This window comes from Listeria farberi (assembly GCF_014229245.1).
In the GTDB taxonomy this organism is placed as follows: Bacteria; Bacillota; Bacilli; order Lactobacillales; family Listeriaceae; genus Listeria; species Listeria farberi.
On the sequence record NZ_JAARZJ010000001.1, the window covers coordinates 334,178 to 355,485 of the forward strand.

The following is a 21,308-nucleotide window of genomic DNA, read 5'->3' on the forward strand; positions in this document are numbered from 1 at the left end:
AAAATGGAGGTGTCCGGACATGTTATTAAAACGATTAGAAATGAATGGCTTTAAATCCTTTGCTGACAAAGTTGCGATAGATTTCGTGCCCGGCATGACTGCAGTTGTAGGACCAAATGGCAGTGGAAAAAGTAACATTACAGAAGCAATTCGCTGGGTTCTTGGTGAGCAGTCCGCTAAATCGCTCCGTGGTGGCCGAATGGGCGATGTTATTTTTGCTGGAAGTGATACACGTAAACCAATTAATTTTGCGGAAGTATCGCTTATTCTCGAAAATGAAGACCATTTTTTACCACTTGATTATAGCGAAGTAGCTGTTACTAGGCGTATTTACCGTAATGGTGATAGCGAATTTTTAATTAATAAAGAAAATTGTCGACTGAAAGATATTGTCGATTTATTTATGGATTCTGGACTTGGAAGAGAGTCTTTTTCGATTATTTCGCAAGGGAAAATTGATGAAATTCTAAACAGTAAACCAGAAGAACGTCGCTCGATTTTTGAAGAAGCAGCTGGCGTACTTAAATATAAACACCGCAAAAAACAAGCAGAAAATAAATTATTTGAAACCGAAGAAAATTTAAACCGCGTACAAGATATTTTGTATGAATTAGAAGGGCAGTTAGAACCGCTTGAAATGCAAGCTTCAATTGCCAAAGATTACTTATTCCAACAAGAAGAATTAGAAAAATATGAAGTGACTTTGCTCTCGAGTGAAATTAGTTCCTTAACAGAAAAACTAGCCGAAGTACGTAAAGAATTTGGCGAAAATCAAACTGTTTTAATCAAATTGCGCGAAGAATTACACACCGAAGAAGCAGTTATTTCACGTGAAAAACAAGCACTGAATGAAACTGATATTGCGCTAGATAAGTTACAAGAACGCCTTTTAGTTGAAACGGAAAAACTCGAACAATTAGAAGGGGAACGAAATCTTCAATTAGAACGTAAAAAACACAGTAGCGAAAATGAACAAGTTTATGCAGAAACACTGGCGGCAATTACGGAAAAAATTACAGCCTTAGAAGAGCAAAAAGAAGTTCTAAGTAGCTCAAAACTCGAAAAAGAAACAGCACTTGAAATTGCTGTAAAGGCAAAAAAAGAGCTAGAAGCGACACTTGCCAAATATAATGATTTATCCGAAGAAGCAATTGAAAACCGTAAAAGTGATTATATTGATTTGCGTCATACACAGACAACAATCCATAATGATTTAGGTTATATTGAACGTCAAATTGGTCAGATCACTAATCGGATTGATAAATTAGACTTAGAAAATAGTCATCATGTTGATGATAGAAAAGATATGTTGTCACAAATCGAAACAACCAAGTCTCATTTAACAAAAATCCAAAATGAGCTCACAGAACAAATGGAAATTTATCGTGAAGTACAGCAAACTTTAGCAAAACAAGAAGGCGTTTTCGGAACACAAGAGCGCGCGCTATATAAACATTATGAAACAGTGCAACAAATGAAGTCGCGGAAGGAAACGTTAGAAGAGTTAGCAGATGATTATGCTGGCTTTTTCCAAGGTGTTCGGGAAGTATTAAAAGCTAAAAAAGAAATTCCAGGGATTTTAGGTGCGTTAGTTGAACTCATTGAAATTCCTGAGAAATACCAACAAGCCATGGAAACTGCGCTTGGAGCAAGTGCGCAAAATGTGGTGGTAGAAGATGATCGTGTAGCTCGTGAAGCCATTAGTTTCTTGAAGAAAACGAAAAGCGGACGTGCAACCTTCTTACCACTTTCGACTATTCAACCACGCGAACTGCCAGCAGCAACGAAAAACGCTTTAAGTAATCAACCTGCTTTTATCGCGCTTGCTAGTGAGGTCATTTCTTTTGATGAAAAAGTTTCTCCAGTGATTTTAAATGCACTAGGTACAACGATTTTAGCGAAAGACTTAAAAGGCGCGAATACGCTAGCTCGTCTAGTCAACTTTAGGTATCGTATTGTGACACTGGAAGGAGACGTAGTGAATGCGGGTGGTTCGATGACCGGTGGAGCAACCAAAGGCGGAAAATCATCTATATTAACGAGAAAACATGAACTAGGTCAATTAGCCGAGAAAATTACTGAACTAAATGCATCTACTCGTGAAATGGAATCTGCGGTTCAATTAGCGAAAGATAGCATGGCGAAAAAACGTGAAGAACTCGAAGAAACACGAGTTATTGGTGAAAATTTACGTTTGCAAGAAAAAGAATTACTTGGTAAATTAGACCGAGAAAACGAGAACTTAGAACGTTTTAATAAACAATTACAACTATATGATATTGAAAAAGCAGACGGTAGTGAAGAATTAAACAAACTACTAGAACGAAAAGAAACTTTACTGCAAGAGCAAATGGAAATCGCCAAACAAATCGAAACAACAGATGAAGAAATCAAAGCGATGACAAGTTCAAGTAAAGCACTAGAAAGCAAACGTACCGCAGATTTAGAAAGCTTGTCATCCTTAAAAGCGCAAATCGCCGCTAAACGAGAGCAACTTCAATCTGCTACAGAAGCAGTCGAACGAGTAACCACAACCCTACATGAAAATTACGAACAAAAAGAAGCTGCCGAACAAAAACTAGCATCCTTAAAAACAAATCTTTCAAGTGTTCATACAAGTGAAGAAACAGCCAGACAATCTATCGAAGAACTGCGCAAAGATAAGGCTGAAACAAGCGAGAAACTAACGCAAACAAGACAAACTCGTGCCGAACTACAAGAAAAACTGGAACTATTAGAAGCTGAGTTAACGCAAAAAAATAATCAAATCAGTTTTTATGTGGAGCAAAAAAATAATGCAGAAATCGGTATCGGTCGTTTAGAAGTAGATATCGCAAACCGAATCGATCGCTTGCAAGAAGCCTATTTACTAACGCCTGAGCAAGCAGAAGAAAAAATCTTGCCAGAAATTGATACCGAGCAAGCGCGCTCGAAAGTTCGATTATTAAAACGTTCTATTGATGAACTAGGTATCGTCAACATTGGGGCTATCGAAGAATTCGAGCGTATCCAAGAACGTTTTGACTTCTTAACCGGGCAACAAGCGGATTTACTTGCAGCAAAAGAAACTCTCTTTAAAGTCATGGACGAAATGGACGAAGAAATGAAAATTCGTTTTAGTGAAAGTTTTGAAGCAATTAAAACGGAATTCGCGGTTGTTTTCCCAGAATTATTTGGTGGTGGAAGTGCAGAACTTGTTCTACTCGATCCAGAAAATCTCTTAACAACCGGGATTGATATCGTCGTTCAACCTCCAGGCAAAAAACTGCAAAACTTATCGCTTCGTTCCGGCGGAGAACGGGCCTTAACCGCGATTGCTTTACTATTTGCTATTATCCGTGTTCGTCCAGTACCATTTTGTATTTTGGATGAAGTAGAAGCAGCTCTAGATGAAGCGAATGTCACGCGCTTTAGCCGTTACTTGAAACAATTCGAGTCCGGCACCCAGTTTATTGTTATCACCCACCGTAAAGGAACAATGGAAGAAGCCGATGTATTATATGGCGTTACCATGCAAGAGTCCGGCGTCTCCAAATTAGTATCGGTTCGTTTAGAAGAAACCGCTGAACTCATTAAATAAAAGGAGTAGACAAAATGACCTTTTTTAAAAAATTAAAAGATAAAATAACCCAGCAAACTGATTCTGTTTCTGGAAAATTTAAAGACGGCTTATCGAAAACACGCGGTAATTTTTCTGGAAAAATCAATGAAATGGTCGCTCGTTATCGTAAAGTCGATGAGGATTTCTTTGAAGAACTAGAAGAAATTCTTATCGGAGCAGATGTTGGTTTTGAAACGGTAATGGAACTAGTGGATACACTTCGCCGTGAAGTACAACTTAGAAATATTAGCGATCCAAAAGACGTTCAAGAAGTGATTGTTGAAAAATTAGTTGAGATTTATCAAGGCGATGAAAAAGAAGATGAAACCCTTCATATGGCTGAAGATGGTTTAACAGTTATCTTATTTGTTGGTGTGAATGGGGTTGGTAAAACAACCTCTATTGGAAAAATGGCTCATCGCTTTAAACAAGAAGGTAAAAAAGTGATGCTGGCAGCCGGAGATACATTCCGCGCTGGTGCAATTGATCAACTAGAAGTATGGGGCGAGAGAACGGGTGTTGATGTCATTAAACAAGCTGAAGGAAGTGATCCTGCTGCTGTCATGTTTGATGCCGTTCAAGCCGCTAAAGCACGCAAAGCCGATGTGCTACTCTGCGATACAGCCGGTCGCTTACAAAACAAGGTTAATCTAATGAACGAACTGGAGAAAGTAAAGCGTGTTATTACCCGAGAAATTCCAAACGCACCACATGAAGTTTTATTAGTACTTGATGCAACAACTGGTCAAAATGCCTTCGTTCAAGCAAAGCAATTTAAAGAAACAACCGACGTAACAGGGATTATCTTAACAAAACTGGATGGGACTGCAAAAGGCGGTATCGTCATTGCCATCCGTAACGAACTCGATATTCCGGTAAAATTTGTCGGACTCGGAGAACAAATGGACGATCTGCAAGCCTTTGATGCAAATGAATATGTGTATGGCTTATTTGCTGATATGGTTGATAACGAAAAATAATCAGAGAAAGCCGAATGATACCCGTCATTCCGGCTTTTTTCTCTTTTATTTAACCTTCCTTGACATTCCCGCGATTTCCCCGTATCCTTTAAAAGGAGAGAGGTGAAATGCCTTGTTTGAGAAGACAAACCGTATGAATTTATTATTTGATTTTTACCAAGAATTACTAACAACAAAACAGAAATCGTATGTTTCTTTTTATTACTTGGATGATTACTCCCTAGGTGAAATTGCCGAAGAATTTGAAGTGAGTAGACAAGCTATTTATGATAATATTAAAAGAACAGAAGAAAGCCTAGAAAAATACGAAGAAAAACTAGGGATGTTAAGAAAATATCAACAACGAGAAAAACTCTTTAACCAATTAGAAGCACAATTAACCAAGAAGAATTTTCTGGACGAGCAAGTGAAAGATACGCTCGAACAGCTTAAAAATATCGATTAGGAGGCCAGAATCATGGCATTTGAAGGACTAGCTGGAAGACTCCAAGAAACAATGAACAAAATTCGCGGCAAAGGGAAAGTAAACGAAGCTGACGTAAAAGAAATGATGCGTGAAGTTCGTCTTGCTTTACTAGAAGCCGATGTTAACTTTAAGGTTGTTAAACAATTTATTAAAGCTGTAAGCGAACGTGCAGTTGGCGCGGACGTAATGAAAAGCCTAACACCCGGTCAACAAGTAATTAAAATCGTTCAAGAAGAATTAACAAGTCTTATGGGCGGCGAAGAAAGTAAAATTGGAACAGCTGATCGCCCACCAACCGTTATTATGATGGTAGGTTTACAAGGAGCTGGTAAAACAACCACTTCGGGAAAATTAGCTAATTTATTACGCAAAAAATATAACCGCAAACCATTACTTGTCGCAGCAGATATTTATCGACCTGCCGCAATCAAACAATTAGAAACGCTTGGTAAACAATTAGATATGCCAGTATTTTCTCTAGGTGATCAAGTAAGCCCAGTAGAAATCGCCAAACAAGCTATCGCTAAAGCAAAAGAAGAACATTTAGATTATGTCATTATCGATACAGCTGGTCGGCTTCATATCGACGAAACACTGATGGACGAATTAAAACAAGTGAAAGAAATCGCCACGCCAACGGAAATTTTACTTGTAGTTGACTCCATGACTGGGCAAGACGCAGTCAACGTGGCCCAAAGTTTTAACGAACAATTAGAAATTACTGGCGTTGTATTAACAAAATTAGACGGTGATACACGTGGTGGGGCAGCACTTTCCATCCGTTCAGTCACAGGAAAACCAATTAAATTTGTTGCTACTGGGGAAAAAATGGAAGCAATCGAAACGTTCCATCCAGATCGTATGGCTTCAAGAATTCTAGGCATGGGTGATGTACTTTCTCTTATTGAAAAAGCACAAACGGATGTAGACGCAGAGAAAATGAAAGCCATGGAACAAAAAATGAAAGACAACAGCATGACCTTAGATGACTTCTTGGACCAATTGCAACAAGTAAAACAAATGGGACCACTAGATGAACTACTAAAAATGATGCCAGGGGCAAACAAAATGAAAGGCCTCGACAACATGCAAGTAGATGATAAACAACTTGGTCACATCGAAGCAATAATTAAATCCATGACCAAAAATGAAAAAGACAATCCGGACATTATCAATGCGAGCAGAAGAAAGCGAATTGCTCGCGGTAGCGGACGTCCAATTCAAGAAATCAATCGCCTCCTAAAACAATTTGCTGAAATGAAAAAAATGATGAAACAAATGACTGGTGGAGGAAAAGGTAAAAAAGGTAAAAATCCATTCGGCAATTTCAAAATGCCATTTTAATTCAAAAAGCCAAAACCCTAACGCGGTTTTGGCTTTTTTCATACCTTAACACCCTGCAAATCATTTCTTTACAAACCCTTTATTCAATCCATAAATTCCATTGCTATAATAACAATTAAGCTTACAAAAGGAGGAGAAAAAATGAAAAATTGGGTAAAAGTAACAGGAGCAGGTGTTTTAAGCGCAACATTATTACTAGGGGGATGTGGAACTCAGTCAGAAGAAAAAGCAGAAGCAAATGTTAAAACCGAAAAAACACTCCAACCAGGTAGTCAAATAAAATTACAAGGGGCGGTAAACGTTCGTGACCTAGGCGGTTATAAAACGACAGATGGCTTAACAATCAAACCTCACAAATTAATCAGAAGCGCTGAACTCGCTACTTTAAGCGATTCAGATAAAAAGAAACTCGTAAATACATATGACCTTTCGCATATAGTTGATTTTAGGACGAATACAGAAGTGAAAACTAAGCCAGATCCAGAGATTACCGGAGTAGCTTATACACATGATTCGGTCATGAAAGATAATGGAGCATCCACGAGCACGCAAGATTTAACCGCCAGCCTAGCTAAAATGGATAACCCTGAAACCTTTCTAATTAATGCCAATAAAAGCTTCGTAACGGATGAAACTTCTATTCAAGCCTACAAAGAATTTTTTGAGATACTACTAGCGAACCAAGATGGCTCAGTTCTTTGGCATTGTACAGCTGGAAAAGATAGAGCAGGATTTGGAACAGCTCTAGTTCTCTCGGCATTAGGCGTAGACAAAAACACCATAATAGACGATTACATGTTATCCAATAAATATCGTGCCGCGGAAAATGAAAAAGCAATCCAAGCAGTCGCAGCTAAAACAGATAATAAAAAAATTATCGATGGGATGACAGCTGTAATGGAAGTTCGTGAATCATATATCAATGCTGCTTTCGATGAAATTGATGCCAAATATGGTTCGATGGATAACTTTTTGAAAGAAAAAATCGGACTAACTGATGATAAAAAAGAGCAACTTAAAAAAGCTTATCTTTACTAAAAAAATGGCCCTCTTTGAAAGAGGGCTATTTTTTTGCGTACAAATAGATTTAAAGTGAGGAACCATTTCAAAAAGATTTGTATACAATTTAAAGATAATTCATGTAAAGTTGGATTTAGTAGATATATTTACCTACTAAAGACCAGTGCTAAAGTTTAAATATAAGCCTTAAATGCGCATATTTGTGTAACTTTTAGACTAATGTTATTGAATTGAAGTATTTTTTCTTTCTAGTACTTTTTACTTTAACTTTTAAAAATATACTATATAGTAAAGTTATCTAACGGGTTATAACATTAAATGAAATGAAAGGTTCAATAGAAACATAACAAGAAAGGAGGAGCATTTTGCTGAAATGATTTTAATCTGATAGTGAATAAAGGTTCAGGGGATACTTAATAGTTAGCTTATTAGTAAACAATAATTAAAAACCTTTATTCTGTTTTCAGTTGTTTTTCAAAATCAAGATATATTGATTTTTAAGGGGGAAAAATGATGAAAAAACAGCGTGTGGATTACAAAAGGAAACTTGACCAAAAGCGAGCTCAAAAAGCAAAATTAATTGCTGCTCTAATTACAACAACAACCATGATGGTAGCACCTATCACAGTGAATTATGATTCTTTTAATCACAAATTTGCCCTCAGTGGTATTCAAGCGGATGCAGCAACGATTGATTTACTTGGGAATTCAAACTTGAATACGCAATATGTAAATGGGAAATTAGTGATTACTCTATCAGGGAACCAATTAGTTAGTGCTAGTGCTGTGTCTACTTATTATCCATATTTTGAGTTGCCTAGTGAATTATCTTCTATTTTGAGTAATCCAAATATAAGAGCAAATACAAAAATTGATTATAAAATCGCTTATCTAGGAATTGGAAATATTGGGTTATTTAATCAAGGGACCATTAATGGTAGTAACTCAAGTAACTTCTTTATTGATACTACGAGAAATGCCCTTGGCGCAAGAGTAAATCACTTACTGGGAGTTGGCGTTAGTAGTGTATCTACTTTTACGCTAACAATTGATTTGCTTGCACTTGGTGTAACGGCACTTCCTAGTGCTAACGATGGGAAATTGGATTTCGCGGCTAGAACTGGAGATGGACTGCTGGATGTTGATTTGTTGAATAGTAATGCAGCTCGTGGATTTATTACAACGGATGTTGGGGATGCTGACGCGGATGCTGATGCCGACGCGGATGCTGATGCCGACGCGGATGCGGATGCGGACGCTGATGCGGATGCCGATGCCGATGCGGATGCCGACGCGGATGCGGATGCGGACGCTGATGCGGATGCCGATGCCGATGCGGATGCGGATGCGGATGCCGACGCTGATGCGGATGCCGATGCTGACGCCGATGCGGATGCTGACGCCGATGCTGACGCCGATGCGGATGCTGATGCGGATGCCGATGCGGATGCTGACGCTGATGCTGACGCCGATGCTGATGCTGATGCGGATGCTGACGCTGATGCCGATGCTGACGCTGATGCGGATGCCGACGCGGATGCGGATGCGGATGCCGATGCGGATGCGGATGCGGATGCTGATGCCGATGCGGATGCTGATGCGGATGCTGATGCGGATGCTGATGCGGATGCTGATGCTGACGCTGATGCCGATGCGGATGCTGATGCGGATGCTGACGCTGATGCGGATGCGGATGCCGATGCGGATGCGGATGCGGACGCCGATGCGGATGCCGACGCTGATGCGGATGCGGATGCTGACGCCGATGCGGATGCGGATGCTGACGCCGATGCGGATGCGGATGCTGACGCTGACGCGGATGCGGATGCGGATGCTGACGCTGATGCTGATGCTGATGCTGACGCCGACGCCGATGCGGATGCGGATGCGGATGCCGACGCCGACGCCGACGCTGATGCTGATGCGGATGCTGACGCCGATGCCGATGCCGATGCAGATGCAGATGCCGATGCGGATGCGGATGCGGATGCTGACGCCGATGCGGATGCTGACGCCGATGCGGATGCTGACGCTGATGCTGATGCTGATGCGGATGCGGATGCTGACGCTGATGCTGATGCTGATGCGGATGCGGATGCTGATGCTGACGCTGATGCTGATGCGGATGCTGACGCCGATGCGGATGCTGACGCTGATGCTGACGCTGATGCGGATGCTGACGCCGATGCGGATGCGGATGCTGACGCTGATGCGGATGCGGATGCCGACGCGGATGCTGACGCCGATGCGGATGCCGATGTAGATATCGACTGGAGAGATTTCCTAGTTGAAAAACCGACTGTTAATCCAATTTATGAAGGAACTAAAACTATTACAGGTTCTTCTATTTATAAGAATTTTAATATGAACACTCTTTTAAAATCATTACAAGCAGATGCTCCAGCTGGAACAGTTTTTTATATTAATTTAACGCTTCCAGATGGTAATGTAATTGGAAATGTATTAATTAATGCAGATGGAACCTATACAATAAATATTCCTAATTATGATTTGAAAGCTGGAGATGTTATCCGCCTTCAAGTAACAGCTAAATATGGTGATGAAGTAAAAACAAGTGAAGCTGTATCTGTATCAGTTCTACCATTAGTTGATTCAGATGCGGACGCTGATGCAGATGCCGACGCCGATGCAGATGCCGACGCCGATGCGGATGCGGATGCCGACGCAGATGCTGATGCTGATGCTGATGGGGGAGGAACTAATACTCCTAATAACGGTGGAACTACTGGAACCGCAAACGGAGGAATGGGGGCAACCGTTTCTAATATGAGTACAAATGGTTCTGGAACAATGCTTTCCTCTGGTTATAGTGCTGGTGGAACAACGAGTATGTCTGCAAGTGACCTCCCATCTACAGGAGATACTAGTAATAGTCTTCCTTGGGTAGGGCTTGGACTCTTCTCACTAGCTGGCGCGTTTTTACTACGTCTTTTCCGTAAATAAAGCCACAAAATATTGATTCCCTGCTGCTAAGTAAGTTTTAGTGGCAGGGGAATTATAAAAAGGAGTGGTACATATGCCTTGGAGAGGTGTACTTGATGAACTTGAAAATAAAATTATTGATCAATTAACAGAAGCAGAAGAGCATGCCACTTATAATGGGAAATGGCAGGGCTTTCTAACAATAGGTTATAAAAATAAGCGAGCGTCAGTAATCAATTTTAGTTATCTTTGTCTAGCAAATTTAATTAATGAAATGAAAAAAAGTGCTTTGAAAAACCAAACCGAAGAAGCAATTTCATTTAAAATGGATATTGCAGTAAATTATCAACTCGAAAACCTAGGCGAATGGAATAGAAAAGCTTTAAAAACGAAGAAAAATTATTATAGACGAGGCATTGCCTTAAATGAAAATTTTAAAATAGCTTTAATGGAACAGGAAATTAATGCGAACGCTATCCTTCTACCAGGTGATGAAGGCTTAGCTATCAACGTTGAAAATATGAATAGATATTTAATTCAAGCCAATAAAAATCAAGCACAATTAAACCTAACCATCGATTCTAGCATTGTCACGTTCGAAACAGTAGGGTGGTTTTTTGATGGTAAAAATATTCATGAATTAGAAGCAGCTAGTTTAGACCACGGACGTCGGAAAATAGAACATTTAACACCAGAAATTATTTCTACATTAGTTGAAGATGCTGGAGAATATTTGGCGCATCAAGTAAACGCAACTGGTGAATTTAACTATGGTTGGTTTGCTTGTTTTGACAAAAAAATCAAACATTATAATAGTTTGCGACATGCTAGTACTACTTATTCCATGTTAGAAGCATATGAATTAACGGGAAATAAAGCTATTCTAGAAGCCGCAACAAAAGCATTAACATACCTAGAAAAACACTTTATTTATGAAAAAGAAGATATAGCCTTTCTAATTGAACCAGAACTTCGCGAAGTTAAATTAGGTGGCTCGGCAGCGACGCTACTAGCATTAACTAAATATATGCAAATCACTGGTACTAAAACATACTTACCCCTTTGCCGAAAAATAGCAAATGCAATTCTCTCATTACAAGATGAAGAAGGAAAATTCATACATGTACTTGAATATCCCTCTTTAGAAATAAAAGATATTTTTCGAATTATTTATTATGATGGGGAAGCTGTCTTTGGTCTACTTCGTCTGTATGAAATTGACCGCGATTCCAAATGGTTAGGAGCAGCTGCAAAATCCTTTAATCATTTTATACAAAATAAATACTGGCAAAATCATGATCACTGGTTAAGTTATTGTGCCAATGAAATTACTAAACACATTCAAGATGAAGCTTACTATGAATTCGGACTGCAAAATGCTTTTGATAACTTACAATTTATTTATGAGCGTGAAACCACTTTTCCCACTTTTTTAGAGCTTACAGTTGCTACAAAAGAGATGGCGCTGCGCATGGAAGAAGAAGGACAGCAAGTATTATTACACACATATTCACTTGAAAAACTTGAAAAAACAATTACAAAACGCGCGCACTATCAATTAAATGGTTTCTTTTATCCAGAACTTGCGATGTATTACAAAAATCCAGCCAGAATAGAAGGTAGTTTCTTCATTCGTCACCAGTCTTTCCGTGTGAGAATTGATGATGTAGAACATAATATTTCTGGATACGTGCGTTATTACCATCTTTTAAAACAAGGGAAACTAAGTGCTGAAGCTGAAATAGCTCGATAAAAAGAAAAAAATAACCTCTGTAAAGAAAAAACACTTTACAAACAAATCCTTTACTGGTAATATATATACTTGTGTAAGACTTTATGGAGGTGTAATTAAACTATGGCAGTTAAAATTCGTTTAAAACGTATGGGTTCTAAAAAGAAACCTTTCTACCGTATTGTAGTCGCTGATTCTCGTTTCCCACGTGATGGCCGTTCAATCGAAACTATTGGTACTTATAATCCATTACTTGATCCGGTTGAAGTGAAAATCGACGAAGAAGCAACTTTAAAATGGATGCATAATGGTGCGAAACCATCTGATACAGTTCGCAATCTTCTTAGCCGCGAAGGTATCATGGAAAAATTCCATAACCAAAAATTAGGTAAATAAGGAGGTCTCGGCGCGAATGGAAGAACTCATTCTCTCAATCGTGAAACCCCTTGTTGACCACCCGGAAGACGTTGTTATCACGCCAGAAGAAACGGATACATCGTTAACCTACAAATTGTCTGTCAGTAAAGAAGACATGGGACGCGTGATTGGTAAGCAAGGTCGTATTGCAAAAGCGATTCGCACTCTTGTCTATGCAGTTGGCTCCAAAAACGATAAGAAGATTCGTCTTGAAATTATCGAATAACAAAAACTCGTCAAATTGGCGAGTTTTTTTATAACTTTTTTTAATAATCATAAGAGAAGCAATTACCTCATCAATTGTTGTAAAATAAAATAGAAATGGAGGAATTGTTATGAAGCCAGTTATTGGAATTACAGGAAATAGATTAGTAAAAGGTGTGGATGCATTTTACGGACACCGTGTAACCTATACACAACAGCGATATGTAGATGCTATTCAGAAAGTTGGAGGGTTTCCTATCGCTTTACCAATAGACGACCCTTCTACTGCTGTTCAAGCAATTTCTCTTGTAGATGGTTTACTTTTAACTGGTGGACAAGATATTACACCACAATTTTATTTAGAAGAACCGTCCCAAGAAATCGGTGCGTACTTTCCACCACGAGATAGTTATGAAATTGCCTTAGTTCGAGCAGCATTAGACGCTGGAAAACCAATTTTTGCGATTTGTCGTGGTATGCAACTTGTCAATGTTGCACTAGGTGGCACACTATATCAGGATATTAGTCAAGTTGAAATAAAAGCACTCCAACATCTGCAACGTGTCGATGAGCAACTCGGCTCCCATACAATCGATATTGAACCTACAAGCGAACTCGCAAAACACCATCCAAATAAAAAACTAGTTAACTCACTCCATCACCAATTCATCAAAAAATTAGCACCGAGTTTTAAAGTAACGGCTCGGACTGCTGACGGAATGATTGAAGCAGTGGAGGGAGACAATTTACCAAGTTGGTATTTAGGTGTTCAGTGGCACCCTGAATTAATGTTCCAAACAGATCCAGAAAGTGAGCAATTATTCCAAGCTTTAGTAGATGAATCCAAAAAAACTATGGTAAAATAAGGACATAATCGCTAGTGGAGGTGTCCTGTGGAAATCATCCAAAAAGTTGTCATCAAACAAATTCTGACAGAAACAAGCAAACAAGAATTAATCGATTATTACACCGAACAAAAACGACAAATTGAACAAGAATGTGATCAGTTGCATTTTGAACAAAAGAAAATGGAACGAAAAAGCAAATTTCAACCAGATAGAGTGGCTGATTATTTTACGCATGAACTTGAAATTCGCCACGAAAAGAAAAAATTAATTCAGTTTCAAATGGAGCAATTAGAAGTCCTTGAACTCGGAAGTGAAATTCGCGAACGAGAAATGGAAACCATCATAGATGTACAAGTGGGAGACAAGTGGGATAAATCCATTTTCGATAAAACAATTGTTGTGAAAGATGGAATCATAGTAGAAATACGCTAGAGGTGACTTATGGAGAAAATGTATAATGTAGGAAAAATTGTCAATACACATGGCTTAATCGGTGAAATTCGTGTTATCGCAACGACCGATTTTCCAGAAGAACGGTTTCAAGTTGGAAATGCCGTGTATTTATTTGAAAAAAATAGTAAAAAGCCTGAAAAACTAATTATCCGTTCACATCGCAAACACAAAAACTTTGATTTGCTAATGTTTGAAGGATTCACAGGAATTCATCAAGTAGAACGTATGAAAGAAGGCGTCCTTAAAATTAAAGAAGCGCAACTAACTGATTTAGAAGAAAATGAATTTTACTTTCACGAGATCATTGGTTGTACCGTTGTAACGACTGATGGAGAAGAACTTGGCGAAATCACAGAAATTTTAACACCAGGTGCAAATGATGTATGGGTTGTAAAAGGCAGAGACAAAAAGGAAAAGCTTATCCCTTACATTGCTGATGTTGTTAAAGAAATTAATATTAATGACCAAAAAATTACTATCGAAGTCATGGAAGGGCTGCTAGATTAATGAAAATCGATATTCTATCTATTTTCCCAGATATGTTTTCGGGAGTGACAGGAAACTCAATTATTAAAAAAGCAATTGAAAACGAGCGAGTCACGGTTGAAGTAACTGATTTCAGGGAATATGCAGAAGGAAAGCATCATATTGTTGACGATTATCCATACGGTGGCGGAGCAGGTATGTTGCTTAAAGCGCAACCAATCTTTGATGCCGTTCAAGCTGTCAAAGAGAAACAACCAGAAACAAAGCCAAGAGTTATTTTAATGGACCCAGCTGGTAAGCGATTCAATCAAAAGATGGCAGAAGAATTTGCTGAAGAAGAGCATCTTGTTTTTATTTGTGGCCATTATGAAGGCTACGATGAACGGATTCGTGAACACCTTGTTACCGACGAAGTTTCGATAGGGGATTATATTTTAACTGGTGGCGAAATTGGCGCAATGATTATGATGGATAGCGTAATCCGTCTTTTACCGGGAGTACTTGGTAATAAAGATTCGGCAGTAACGGATTCGTTTTCGACTGGATTACTCGAACATCCACACTACACGCGCCCAGCTGATTTTAGGGGAATGAAAGTGCCAGATATTCTACTCAGTGGGAATCATGCCTGGATAGAAGAATGGCGCGACAAAGAATCACTTAAAAGAACATACGAGCGTCGACCAGATTTACTTAAAAACTATCCCTTAACAGACAAGCAAAAAACTTGGCTCAAAGAATGGTCTGACAGTAAATAAAAAGGACGTGATTTTAAATGGCAATCTTCGGGACACCTGATGAAAAAGAAGCTAAAAAATCCGAACGACAAAAAGAACGAGAAGCCTATGTGCAGGAAGAAAATGACCAAAAACGAATTGGCCAAAAATGGCAAGACATCCAAGTCTCCACTGGACCGATCAATGTAAACCATGACATCCTAACCGTGGTCTTCGCCAAGAGTGTCCGTCCAAGAATCAAAAGCGACCCAGAAGCATACTTAGAAACGGTGGGATTTGAAAATTTGTTACAGGAACTACAAAAAAAAGCATTAGATGCTGGTGGTAATGGGTTAATTCATTGCTCATTCACTGAGCAATTTGTTGATGGATTAGTATACCAACTTGCTTATGGAACAGCTGTAAACATTAAAATTACTCGATTCTAAAAAAACTAGAAAGCTGGGTAACTGGCTTTCTAGTTTTTTTATGGAAACAGTGCAAACTCCAGGAACCCATTGCAGGAAAAGTTCTCAACAACGTGACTAAAACTTTAAAATAATTGTTGAGTGCATGGATTAACAAAATTCTTTCTAAATTACTTTTTTAATAAGAAACGTAGATCTTTCCTTGCTGCACGTACTATTTTTTTATAATAGTATTCATCAGACTTTCGAATGGAAAGGTCGAGGCGGTCTATGACAGTAGCTTTAACAGAAAGAACACCACTCATCCAAAGAGGGTAACGCAAAGCTGTTAATGCTGGTCGGCCAAAAAGTCTATGTTGTAGTTCCATTCCTCCAACTGTATAAATCAGTCGTGCACGTTTTTTTCGCCAAGGTCCTGTAAACAAAAATTTTTTATCTTTAAAACTATAACTCTCTCCGCGCCAGAATAAGTGATCAATCACACCTTTAAGTACAGCAGGAACATTAAACCACCAAACAGGATAGGAAAATAGCAATAAATCAGCAGAACTAGCATCTTGCTTTAAAGCAATTATTTCAGGTGTTTGTTCTGTACGATACCCCTCAGCTAAATTAGGATCAAAAGCCAATTTTCGAATGTCATAAATCTTCACTTCTATTTTTGAATTTGTTTCTAAGTAAGCCAAATATTGATAAAACATGACTCTAGATGTTCCTTTTTCACGAGGGTCTCCGATAATTGCAACGATTTTTTTCATTAAAATCCGTCCTTTCTGATGTCTGAAAATATATGTTCGACAAAGCTATTAACATCTTGTTGAATAGCGGAATAATCCTGTACTTCATCTATCTGAGGTAGTTCTTCTAATAGTGCTGCGATTTTAGTATAATGAGCGATGGTTTGCTTAATTTCGGCTGCCTTGAGTGCAAGTAAATCTTTGGACGCAGTATTACACGAAGCAGAAGGTTCACTCCTTAGCCACTCCATCATCAGTTTTATTTCTGATAGAGAGAAGCGTGCATACTTCATCACTAAGATGAATTTTAATTCTAGTAAATGTTGTGCGTTATAAACACGATACCCATTTTCCAACCGATTAGGTACTATTATCTTATTTTTTTCATAATATCGTAATGTATCTGCACGAATCCCAACACAAGCAGCCATTTCCTTTACTGTCCATTGTTCCAAATTCGACACCTCCAAGTTGATATATTAAAGATAACATTAAACCATACTCCAAGGTCAAGCTTTTTATTAAAGAAAAGTAAGAAAAAAACTTTACAGCGAATCTAGTTTATGGTAACCTAAATAAGGTGACTGGAGAGACCAGTCTGATAACGATATTCCGCTTCATTATAAATATGAATGAATGTTTGTTGGAAGGAGAGAAAAACATGAACAAACTGATTGATGAAATCACAAAAAGTCAACTAAACCCAGATGTTCCAAATTTCCGTCCGGGTGATACTGTACGTGTACATGCGAAAGTAGTCGAAGGTACTCGCGAACGTATCCAATTATTCGAAGGCGTTGTAATCAAACGTCGCGGAGCTGGAATCAGCGAAACTTTCACTGTTCGTAAAATTTCTAACAGTGTTGGTGTGGAACGTACTTTCCCAGTACATACTCCACGTATCGCAAAATTAGAAGTTATCCGTCGTGGTAAAGTACGTCGTGCGAAACTTTACTACCTACGTAACCTACGTGGTAAAGCGGCTCGTATTAAAGAAATTCGTTAATTATTTAACGGCTAAAACCCTTGAGAAATCAAGGGTTTTTTTGTTTTTTATAAATTAAAATAAAGAGTTGGAGTCATATGAAACTGCGAATAATTAAAAGGTAAAAACATTAAGGAATAATGATGCTGTTTTATCCCTTATCTTCTATAGTTAAGGAAAAGCTTGACAGTTATATAACTTACACAACAAAATGGAACTATACAATTGGGCAAAGTAAAAATAATTCTGTATCTTTTATCAGAACTCTAAATGTCAATCAAAAAGCGTATCCATTAGCTGATGATAAAAAAGGTATAAATGCTAATTTTAAATGGAGGTTTTGTTATGAAAAGAAAAATAACGATATTTGGTATTATCATAGTGCTTTTAGTAAGTGTAGGAGGCTATATGACATATCAGAAAATGAAGCCAAAACCTTTTACTGAAGTGGTTGCAGAGGCTAAAACAGATGGTTTTGATAATGAAGAAGAACTTAGTAAGGCAAGTAACGTGATTGTTATTGGTTCACTGAGTAAGCGAGGTGAATTCCAAGTTGATCGTGATACTGAAGGCGGGATTTTAGCTGTCTATAGAATGTCTGATTTTAAGGTAGCACAAGTTATAAAAAATGATACTAAAGAAAGCTTAGCTAAAGACAATATCATACCAATATATGAAAATGAAGGACATGACGAAAAAACCAATACGACTTATCATGTTGCGGGCTATGAGAAAATGGAAAATAAAGAAACCTATATGTTGTTTTTGACTTATGACTCAGATTATAAATACTATGTTCCAGTAGGAGTTAATTTCGGAAAAATGAATGTCGATAGTGAAAAAGAAACGGAATTATATGGTGATGATAGTGATATTCAAGAAGAAGAGATTAATAAAGTACAAGAAGAGGCATTAGACACTTATAAAGAGGAAATTAAAGAAGTAGAAAATCAATGATAAAAAATAAAAAGTGTGCTTAATTGCATGCTTTTTATTTTTTGGAAAGAGAAGTATATTTTATCGTTTCTTGAGAACAAAAGAATAATGCAATGATATTATTTTATGCAAGATTATGATTGAGGTTAGTTAGCTTTACTCACTTTAAATACATTTGCTATGTTGAAAAGAACCATTTAAGTGGTAAAGCAGCTACTATTAAATATTAGAACTTTTTAAGCCTTTCTACATATTGACAATTCACATTATTTTAGTTAGCATACTAACTATATAGAGGTGATAAATATGGATAATATCGGTTATTTATTTATGAATTGCTCCAAAAAGTTAAAGTACGAATTAAATGAAGCTTTGATGGTAAAAAATATTACTATTCAACAATGGGCAGTAGTAAACCAAATTGAATTAAATAGTAGAAGAGACAAAACTAGTAAGGCGGTAGAAATAGCGAAAATACTAGATATGGATAAACCTACTATCTCTGGTATAGTAAAACGTCTAGAAAAAAAGAAGTTAATTACAAAAACGAGAAACATAGAAGATAGTCGTTCTTATTGTTTGCAGCTAACTGCTGAAGGTAAGAGAATTGTTCAAACATGTCAACAATTGAGTGATGATTTAATGGAGCTGTTTTTAGAACCGTTAACACCCCAAGAAGTTACCTGCCTTCAAAAAGTACTTATGAAGCTAAATAAGGAGGAAGTTCAGTGGAAACAATTTTAGTAATAGGCGGGACTGGTAATATTGGTTACCCATTAATAGAAGAACTAAATAATAAAGGAAAAGTTAACATTATAGCTGGTGCACGCAATGTGGAAAAATATAAGAAAAAGTTAGCACATTTTAATCGAGTAGAAGTGAGAGCATTTGATTTTTTAGATGCTTCCACATATGAATCTTGTTTACAAGATGTAGACCGTCTATTTTTTGTTCGTCCTCCTGAACTATCTACACCAAAAGATGATATGTTTCCTTTTTTGGAAAAGGTTCAGCTTCTAAAAGTGAAGCAAGTAGTATTTATTTCTTTAATAGGTGTAGAGAAAAATCCAATGACACCACATAACAAAATAGAGAAAAAAATAACAGCATTAAATTTGCCCTATACTTTTATAAGACCTAGCTTTTTTATGCAAAATTTAAATACAACCCACCAGCAAGATATCAGAGAAAACCGTGACTTATTTGTTCCAGCGGGGAATTCACTCACTAGTTTTATTGATACGAGAGATATTGCAGCAGTCGCAGCAGTTTGTTTATTGGAAGAAAAATATATTGGACAAAAAATAGAAATTACCGGAGCAAAAGCCATTTCTTATCACCAGGCTGCTGACATAATGAGCGATGTTTTAGGGGTAACGATTTCTTATAGCAAACCATCACTCTGGAAATTTAGAAAAGTAATGTTGCAAAGAGGTATGCCTAAAAATTTTGTTAATGTAATGGTAATGCTTTATTTTATCACACAGCTTGGTAATGCAAAAAAAGTAACACAATCTGTGGAGCAGATATTAAACAGAGCGCCTATCTCCTTTGCACAATATGTGGAAGATAATAAAGAACAATTTTTATAAACCTTCGAAATAAATTCTTTTGCTAGTTGAAGAGGTAACAATGATAATTATTTCGTTAAAAAACCAAACAGCTAGGATTGTATTCTAGCTGTTTGGTTTGCTTTATTTGCTAAAGGTTATAAGATTTCTCTATCAGTGTCACTGGCTCCCCTTGATTATTTCTAAGGGCGATATTTTCTTTACCCCACTGACACATCGTATCAATTACTTTATTTAAAGTAAGTCCGTAAGTTGTTATACTATACTCCACTTTAGGAGGCAACTCATTAAATACTGTTCGATTAATAATACCATCTTGCTCTAATTCTCTTAACTGCTGAATCAGAACCTTCTGTGATATTTTTGGAATGCATCGTTGTAGCTCTCCAGTTCTTTTAGTCCCTTGAGCAAGAAAACAAATAATTAAAGGTTTCCATTTTCCACCCATAATGTCTAACGTGGCTTCTACACCCAAATTATATACCTTCAACTCTTTCCAGCCTCCATTTCTATTACTTGCAAATAATACCACTAGTAGACACTTACTTACAAGTAACTAAGCCACTTTCGAGTGTGTATTTACTTTCTCTTAAAACTAAATTACGATTAATACTAATTACAGAATAAAGGAGCAATCGAATGAAAACATTAGTTATTATCGCACACCCAAATATCGAAAATTCACGAGTAAATAAAGTATGGAAAGAAGCTCTTTTAAAAAATTCAGCAGATGTGCAAATTCACGAATTATATCAAGCGTACCCGAACTGGGATATCGACATAGCGTTTGAGCAGCAACAACTGCAAAACTACGACAAAGTCATTATCCAATTTCCATTTTATTGGTACAGTTATCCTCCATTACTAAAAAAATGGTTCGATGATGTTTTTTCATATGGCTGGGCATACGGTTCGAAAGGGGATAAGATGGCTGGCAAAAAACTAGCTTTAGCAATCTCCATTGGTGACAAACAATATAACTACCAAGAAGACGCACCAATCGGTTACACGCTCGAAACACTACTAAGCCCATTTCAAGCGACAATTAATCATATAAAAGCGGACTACAGAGGAGCTCATACTATATATGGTAGTTCTTTTGAAGTTACGAATGAGGAAATAGCAGAGAATGCAGAAGTCTATGCGAGTGAATTCATAAATGCTTTCTAACTATCTTATCTACACTTCACCTTGACACTGAAAACCTCATATGATATAGTTATTAAGGTTATTAAACAAGAAAGAAGAAGCAACCCGCTTCTCGCCTCGTCAACACGAACGTTTTCAGGCAAAAAATTCAAACTTTCGTCGCGTAACTTACGCGATTTTGAATGTGCGGGATTGCTGAAAAGCAGCCCGTTTTTTTATGGCCTTCGAACGAATGAGTTAGCAGGCCGCAGATTTGAACAGCTATTTTCTATCTTGTTGTAACAAAATTAAG

General features: G+C 37.7%; 22 protein-coding genes and 1 other annotated feature. Of the genes, 19 read left to right on the forward strand and 3 right to left on the reverse strand.

Annotation, left to right across the window (positions count from 1 at the left end):
* The first annotated feature begins 19 nt into the window (after positions 1–19).
* The 14 genes from smc to HCB45_RS01695 all read left to right on the forward strand — a co-directional run bounded on the left by smc (position 20) and on the right by HCB45_RS01695 (position 15,659).
* Complete coding sequence (gene smc, locus HCB45_RS01630) at positions 20–3,580, forward strand: chromosome segregation protein SMC (protein WP_185618450.1); 3,561 nt, start codon at positions 20–22, stop codon at positions 3,578–3,580.
* A 14-nt stretch (positions 3,581–3,594) separates the two neighbouring features.
* Positions 3,595–4,581, forward strand: coding sequence for a signal recognition particle-docking protein FtsY (gene ftsY, locus HCB45_RS01635; protein ID WP_185319026.1), 987 nt, complete (start codon positions 3,595–3,597; stop codon positions 4,579–4,581).
* A gap of 112 nt (positions 4,582–4,693) precedes the next feature.
* Positions 4,694–5,026, forward strand: coding sequence for a putative DNA-binding protein (locus tag HCB45_RS01640; protein WP_160465972.1), 333 nt, complete (start codon positions 4,694–4,696; stop codon positions 5,024–5,026).
* Between the two features lie 12 nt (positions 5,027–5,038).
* Complete coding sequence (ffh, locus tag HCB45_RS01645) at positions 5,039–6,391, forward strand: signal recognition particle protein (protein WP_185319025.1); 1,353 nt, start codon at positions 5,039–5,041, stop codon at positions 6,389–6,391.
* Between the two features lie 141 nt (positions 6,392–6,532).
* Complete coding sequence (lipA, locus tag HCB45_RS01650) at positions 6,533–7,429, forward strand: tyrosine/lipid phosphatase LipA (protein ID WP_185319024.1); 897 nt, start codon at positions 6,533–6,535, stop codon at positions 7,427–7,429.
* A 495-nt stretch (positions 7,430–7,924) separates the two neighbouring features.
* Positions 7,925–10,375, forward strand: coding sequence for an Lmo1799 family Asp-Ala repeat surface protein (locus HCB45_RS01655; protein WP_185618452.1), 2,451 nt, complete (start codon positions 7,925–7,927; stop codon positions 10,373–10,375).
* Positions 10,376–10,448: 73 nt separating this feature from the next.
* A complete protein-coding gene (locus HCB45_RS01660) occupies positions 10,449–12,107 on the forward strand; it encodes a YyaL domain-containing protein (protein ID WP_185618454.1) in 1,659 nt (552 codons plus the stop codon).
* A gap of 102 nt (positions 12,108–12,209) precedes the next feature.
* On the forward strand, positions 12,210–12,482 hold the full coding sequence (gene rpsP, locus HCB45_RS01665) for a 30S ribosomal protein S16 (RefSeq protein ID WP_003767413.1): 273 nt from the start codon (positions 12,210–12,212) through the stop codon (positions 12,480–12,482).
* A gap of 16 nt (positions 12,483–12,498) precedes the next feature.
* Entirely contained in the window at positions 12,499–12,729 is a 231-nt protein-coding gene (locus tag HCB45_RS01670) for a KH domain-containing protein (RefSeq protein ID WP_003728421.1), read from the forward strand.
* Positions 12,730–12,838: 109 nt separating this feature from the next.
* Complete coding sequence (locus HCB45_RS01675) at positions 12,839–13,573, forward strand: gamma-glutamyl-gamma-aminobutyrate hydrolase family protein (protein ID WP_185618456.1); 735 nt, start codon at positions 12,839–12,841, stop codon at positions 13,571–13,573.
* Positions 13,574–13,600: 27 nt separating this feature from the next.
* Positions 13,601–13,987, forward strand: coding sequence for a YlqD family protein (locus HCB45_RS01680; RefSeq protein WP_185618458.1), 387 nt, complete (start codon positions 13,601–13,603; stop codon positions 13,985–13,987).
* A gap of 9 nt (positions 13,988–13,996) precedes the next feature.
* The gene (gene rimM / locus HCB45_RS01685) at positions 13,997–14,515 is read left to right on the forward strand and encodes a ribosome maturation factor RimM (protein ID WP_185320082.1); all 519 of its coding nucleotides are present in this window, start codon (positions 13,997–13,999) and stop codon (positions 14,513–14,515) included.
* Positions 14,515–15,252 carry a tRNA (guanosine(37)-N1)-methyltransferase TrmD gene (gene trmD, locus HCB45_RS01690; RefSeq protein WP_185320083.1) on the forward strand — a complete coding sequence of 246 codons (738 nt, stop codon included), beginning with the start codon at positions 14,515–14,517 and terminating at the stop codon, positions 15,250–15,252. The genes rimM and trmD overlap by 1 nt, the downstream gene beginning before the upstream one ends.
* 17 nt (positions 15,253–15,269) lie before the next feature.
* Complete coding sequence (locus HCB45_RS01695) at positions 15,270–15,659, forward strand: hypothetical protein (RefSeq protein ID WP_185320084.1); 390 nt, start codon at positions 15,270–15,272, stop codon at positions 15,657–15,659.
* Between the two features lie 149 nt (positions 15,660–15,808).
* Here the strand turns inward: HCB45_RS01695 and HCB45_RS01700 are convergent, their stop codons facing one another.
* Together HCB45_RS01700 and HCB45_RS01705 are read right to left on the reverse strand one after the other, a co-directional pair.
* On the reverse strand, positions 15,809–16,396 hold the full coding sequence (locus HCB45_RS01700; RefSeq protein WP_185618459.1) for an NAD(P)H-dependent oxidoreductase: 588 nt from the start codon (positions 16,394–16,396) through the stop codon (positions 15,809–15,811).
* Positions 16,396–16,830, reverse strand: coding sequence for a MerR family transcriptional regulator (locus tag HCB45_RS01705; protein WP_185320086.1), 435 nt, complete (start codon positions 16,828–16,830; stop codon positions 16,396–16,398). Before HCB45_RS01705 ends, HCB45_RS01700 begins: the two co-directional genes overlap by 1 nt.
* Positions 16,831–17,036: 206 nt before the next feature.
* Between HCB45_RS01705 and rplS the strand changes: the two genes are divergently transcribed.
* The 4 genes from rplS to HCB45_RS01725 all read left to right on the forward strand — a co-directional run bounded on the left by rplS (position 17,037) and on the right by HCB45_RS01725 (position 19,888).
* On the forward strand, positions 17,037–17,381 hold the full coding sequence (rplS, locus tag HCB45_RS01710) for a 50S ribosomal protein L19 (protein WP_003728425.1): 345 nt from the start codon (positions 17,037–17,039) through the stop codon (positions 17,379–17,381).
* A gap of 324 nt (positions 17,382–17,705) precedes the next feature.
* Positions 17,706–18,317 (forward strand): hypothetical protein, encoded by a 612-nt coding sequence (locus HCB45_RS01715; RefSeq protein ID WP_185618461.1) that lies wholly within the window; start codon positions 17,706–17,708, stop codon positions 18,315–18,317.
* A gap of 285 nt (positions 18,318–18,602) precedes the next feature.
* On the forward strand, positions 18,603–19,040 hold the full coding sequence (locus HCB45_RS01720; RefSeq protein ID WP_185320088.1) for a MarR family winged helix-turn-helix transcriptional regulator: 438 nt from the start codon (positions 18,603–18,605) through the stop codon (positions 19,038–19,040).
* Positions 19,025–19,888, forward strand: coding sequence for an SDR family oxidoreductase (locus HCB45_RS01725; RefSeq protein WP_185618463.1), 864 nt, complete (start codon positions 19,025–19,027; stop codon positions 19,886–19,888). The genes HCB45_RS01720 and HCB45_RS01725 overlap by 16 nt, the downstream gene beginning before the upstream one ends.
* Before the next feature lie 109 nt (positions 19,889–19,997).
* Here HCB45_RS01725 and HCB45_RS01730 read toward each other — a convergent pair whose 3' ends face one another.
* A complete protein-coding gene (locus tag HCB45_RS01730) occupies positions 19,998–20,357 on the reverse strand; it encodes a winged helix-turn-helix transcriptional regulator (RefSeq protein WP_187122646.1) in 360 nt (119 codons plus the stop codon).
* Between the two features lie 149 nt (positions 20,358–20,506).
* Between HCB45_RS01730 and HCB45_RS01735 the strand changes: the two genes are divergently transcribed.
* Entirely contained in the window at positions 20,507–21,037 is a 531-nt protein-coding gene (locus tag HCB45_RS01735; RefSeq protein WP_185618465.1) for an NAD(P)H-dependent oxidoreductase, read from the forward strand.
* 65 nt (positions 21,038–21,102) lie between these two features.
* Positions 21,103–21,241: a sequence feature (ribosomal protein L20 leader region), on the forward strand.
* Positions 21,242–21,308: the final 67 nt, after the last annotated feature.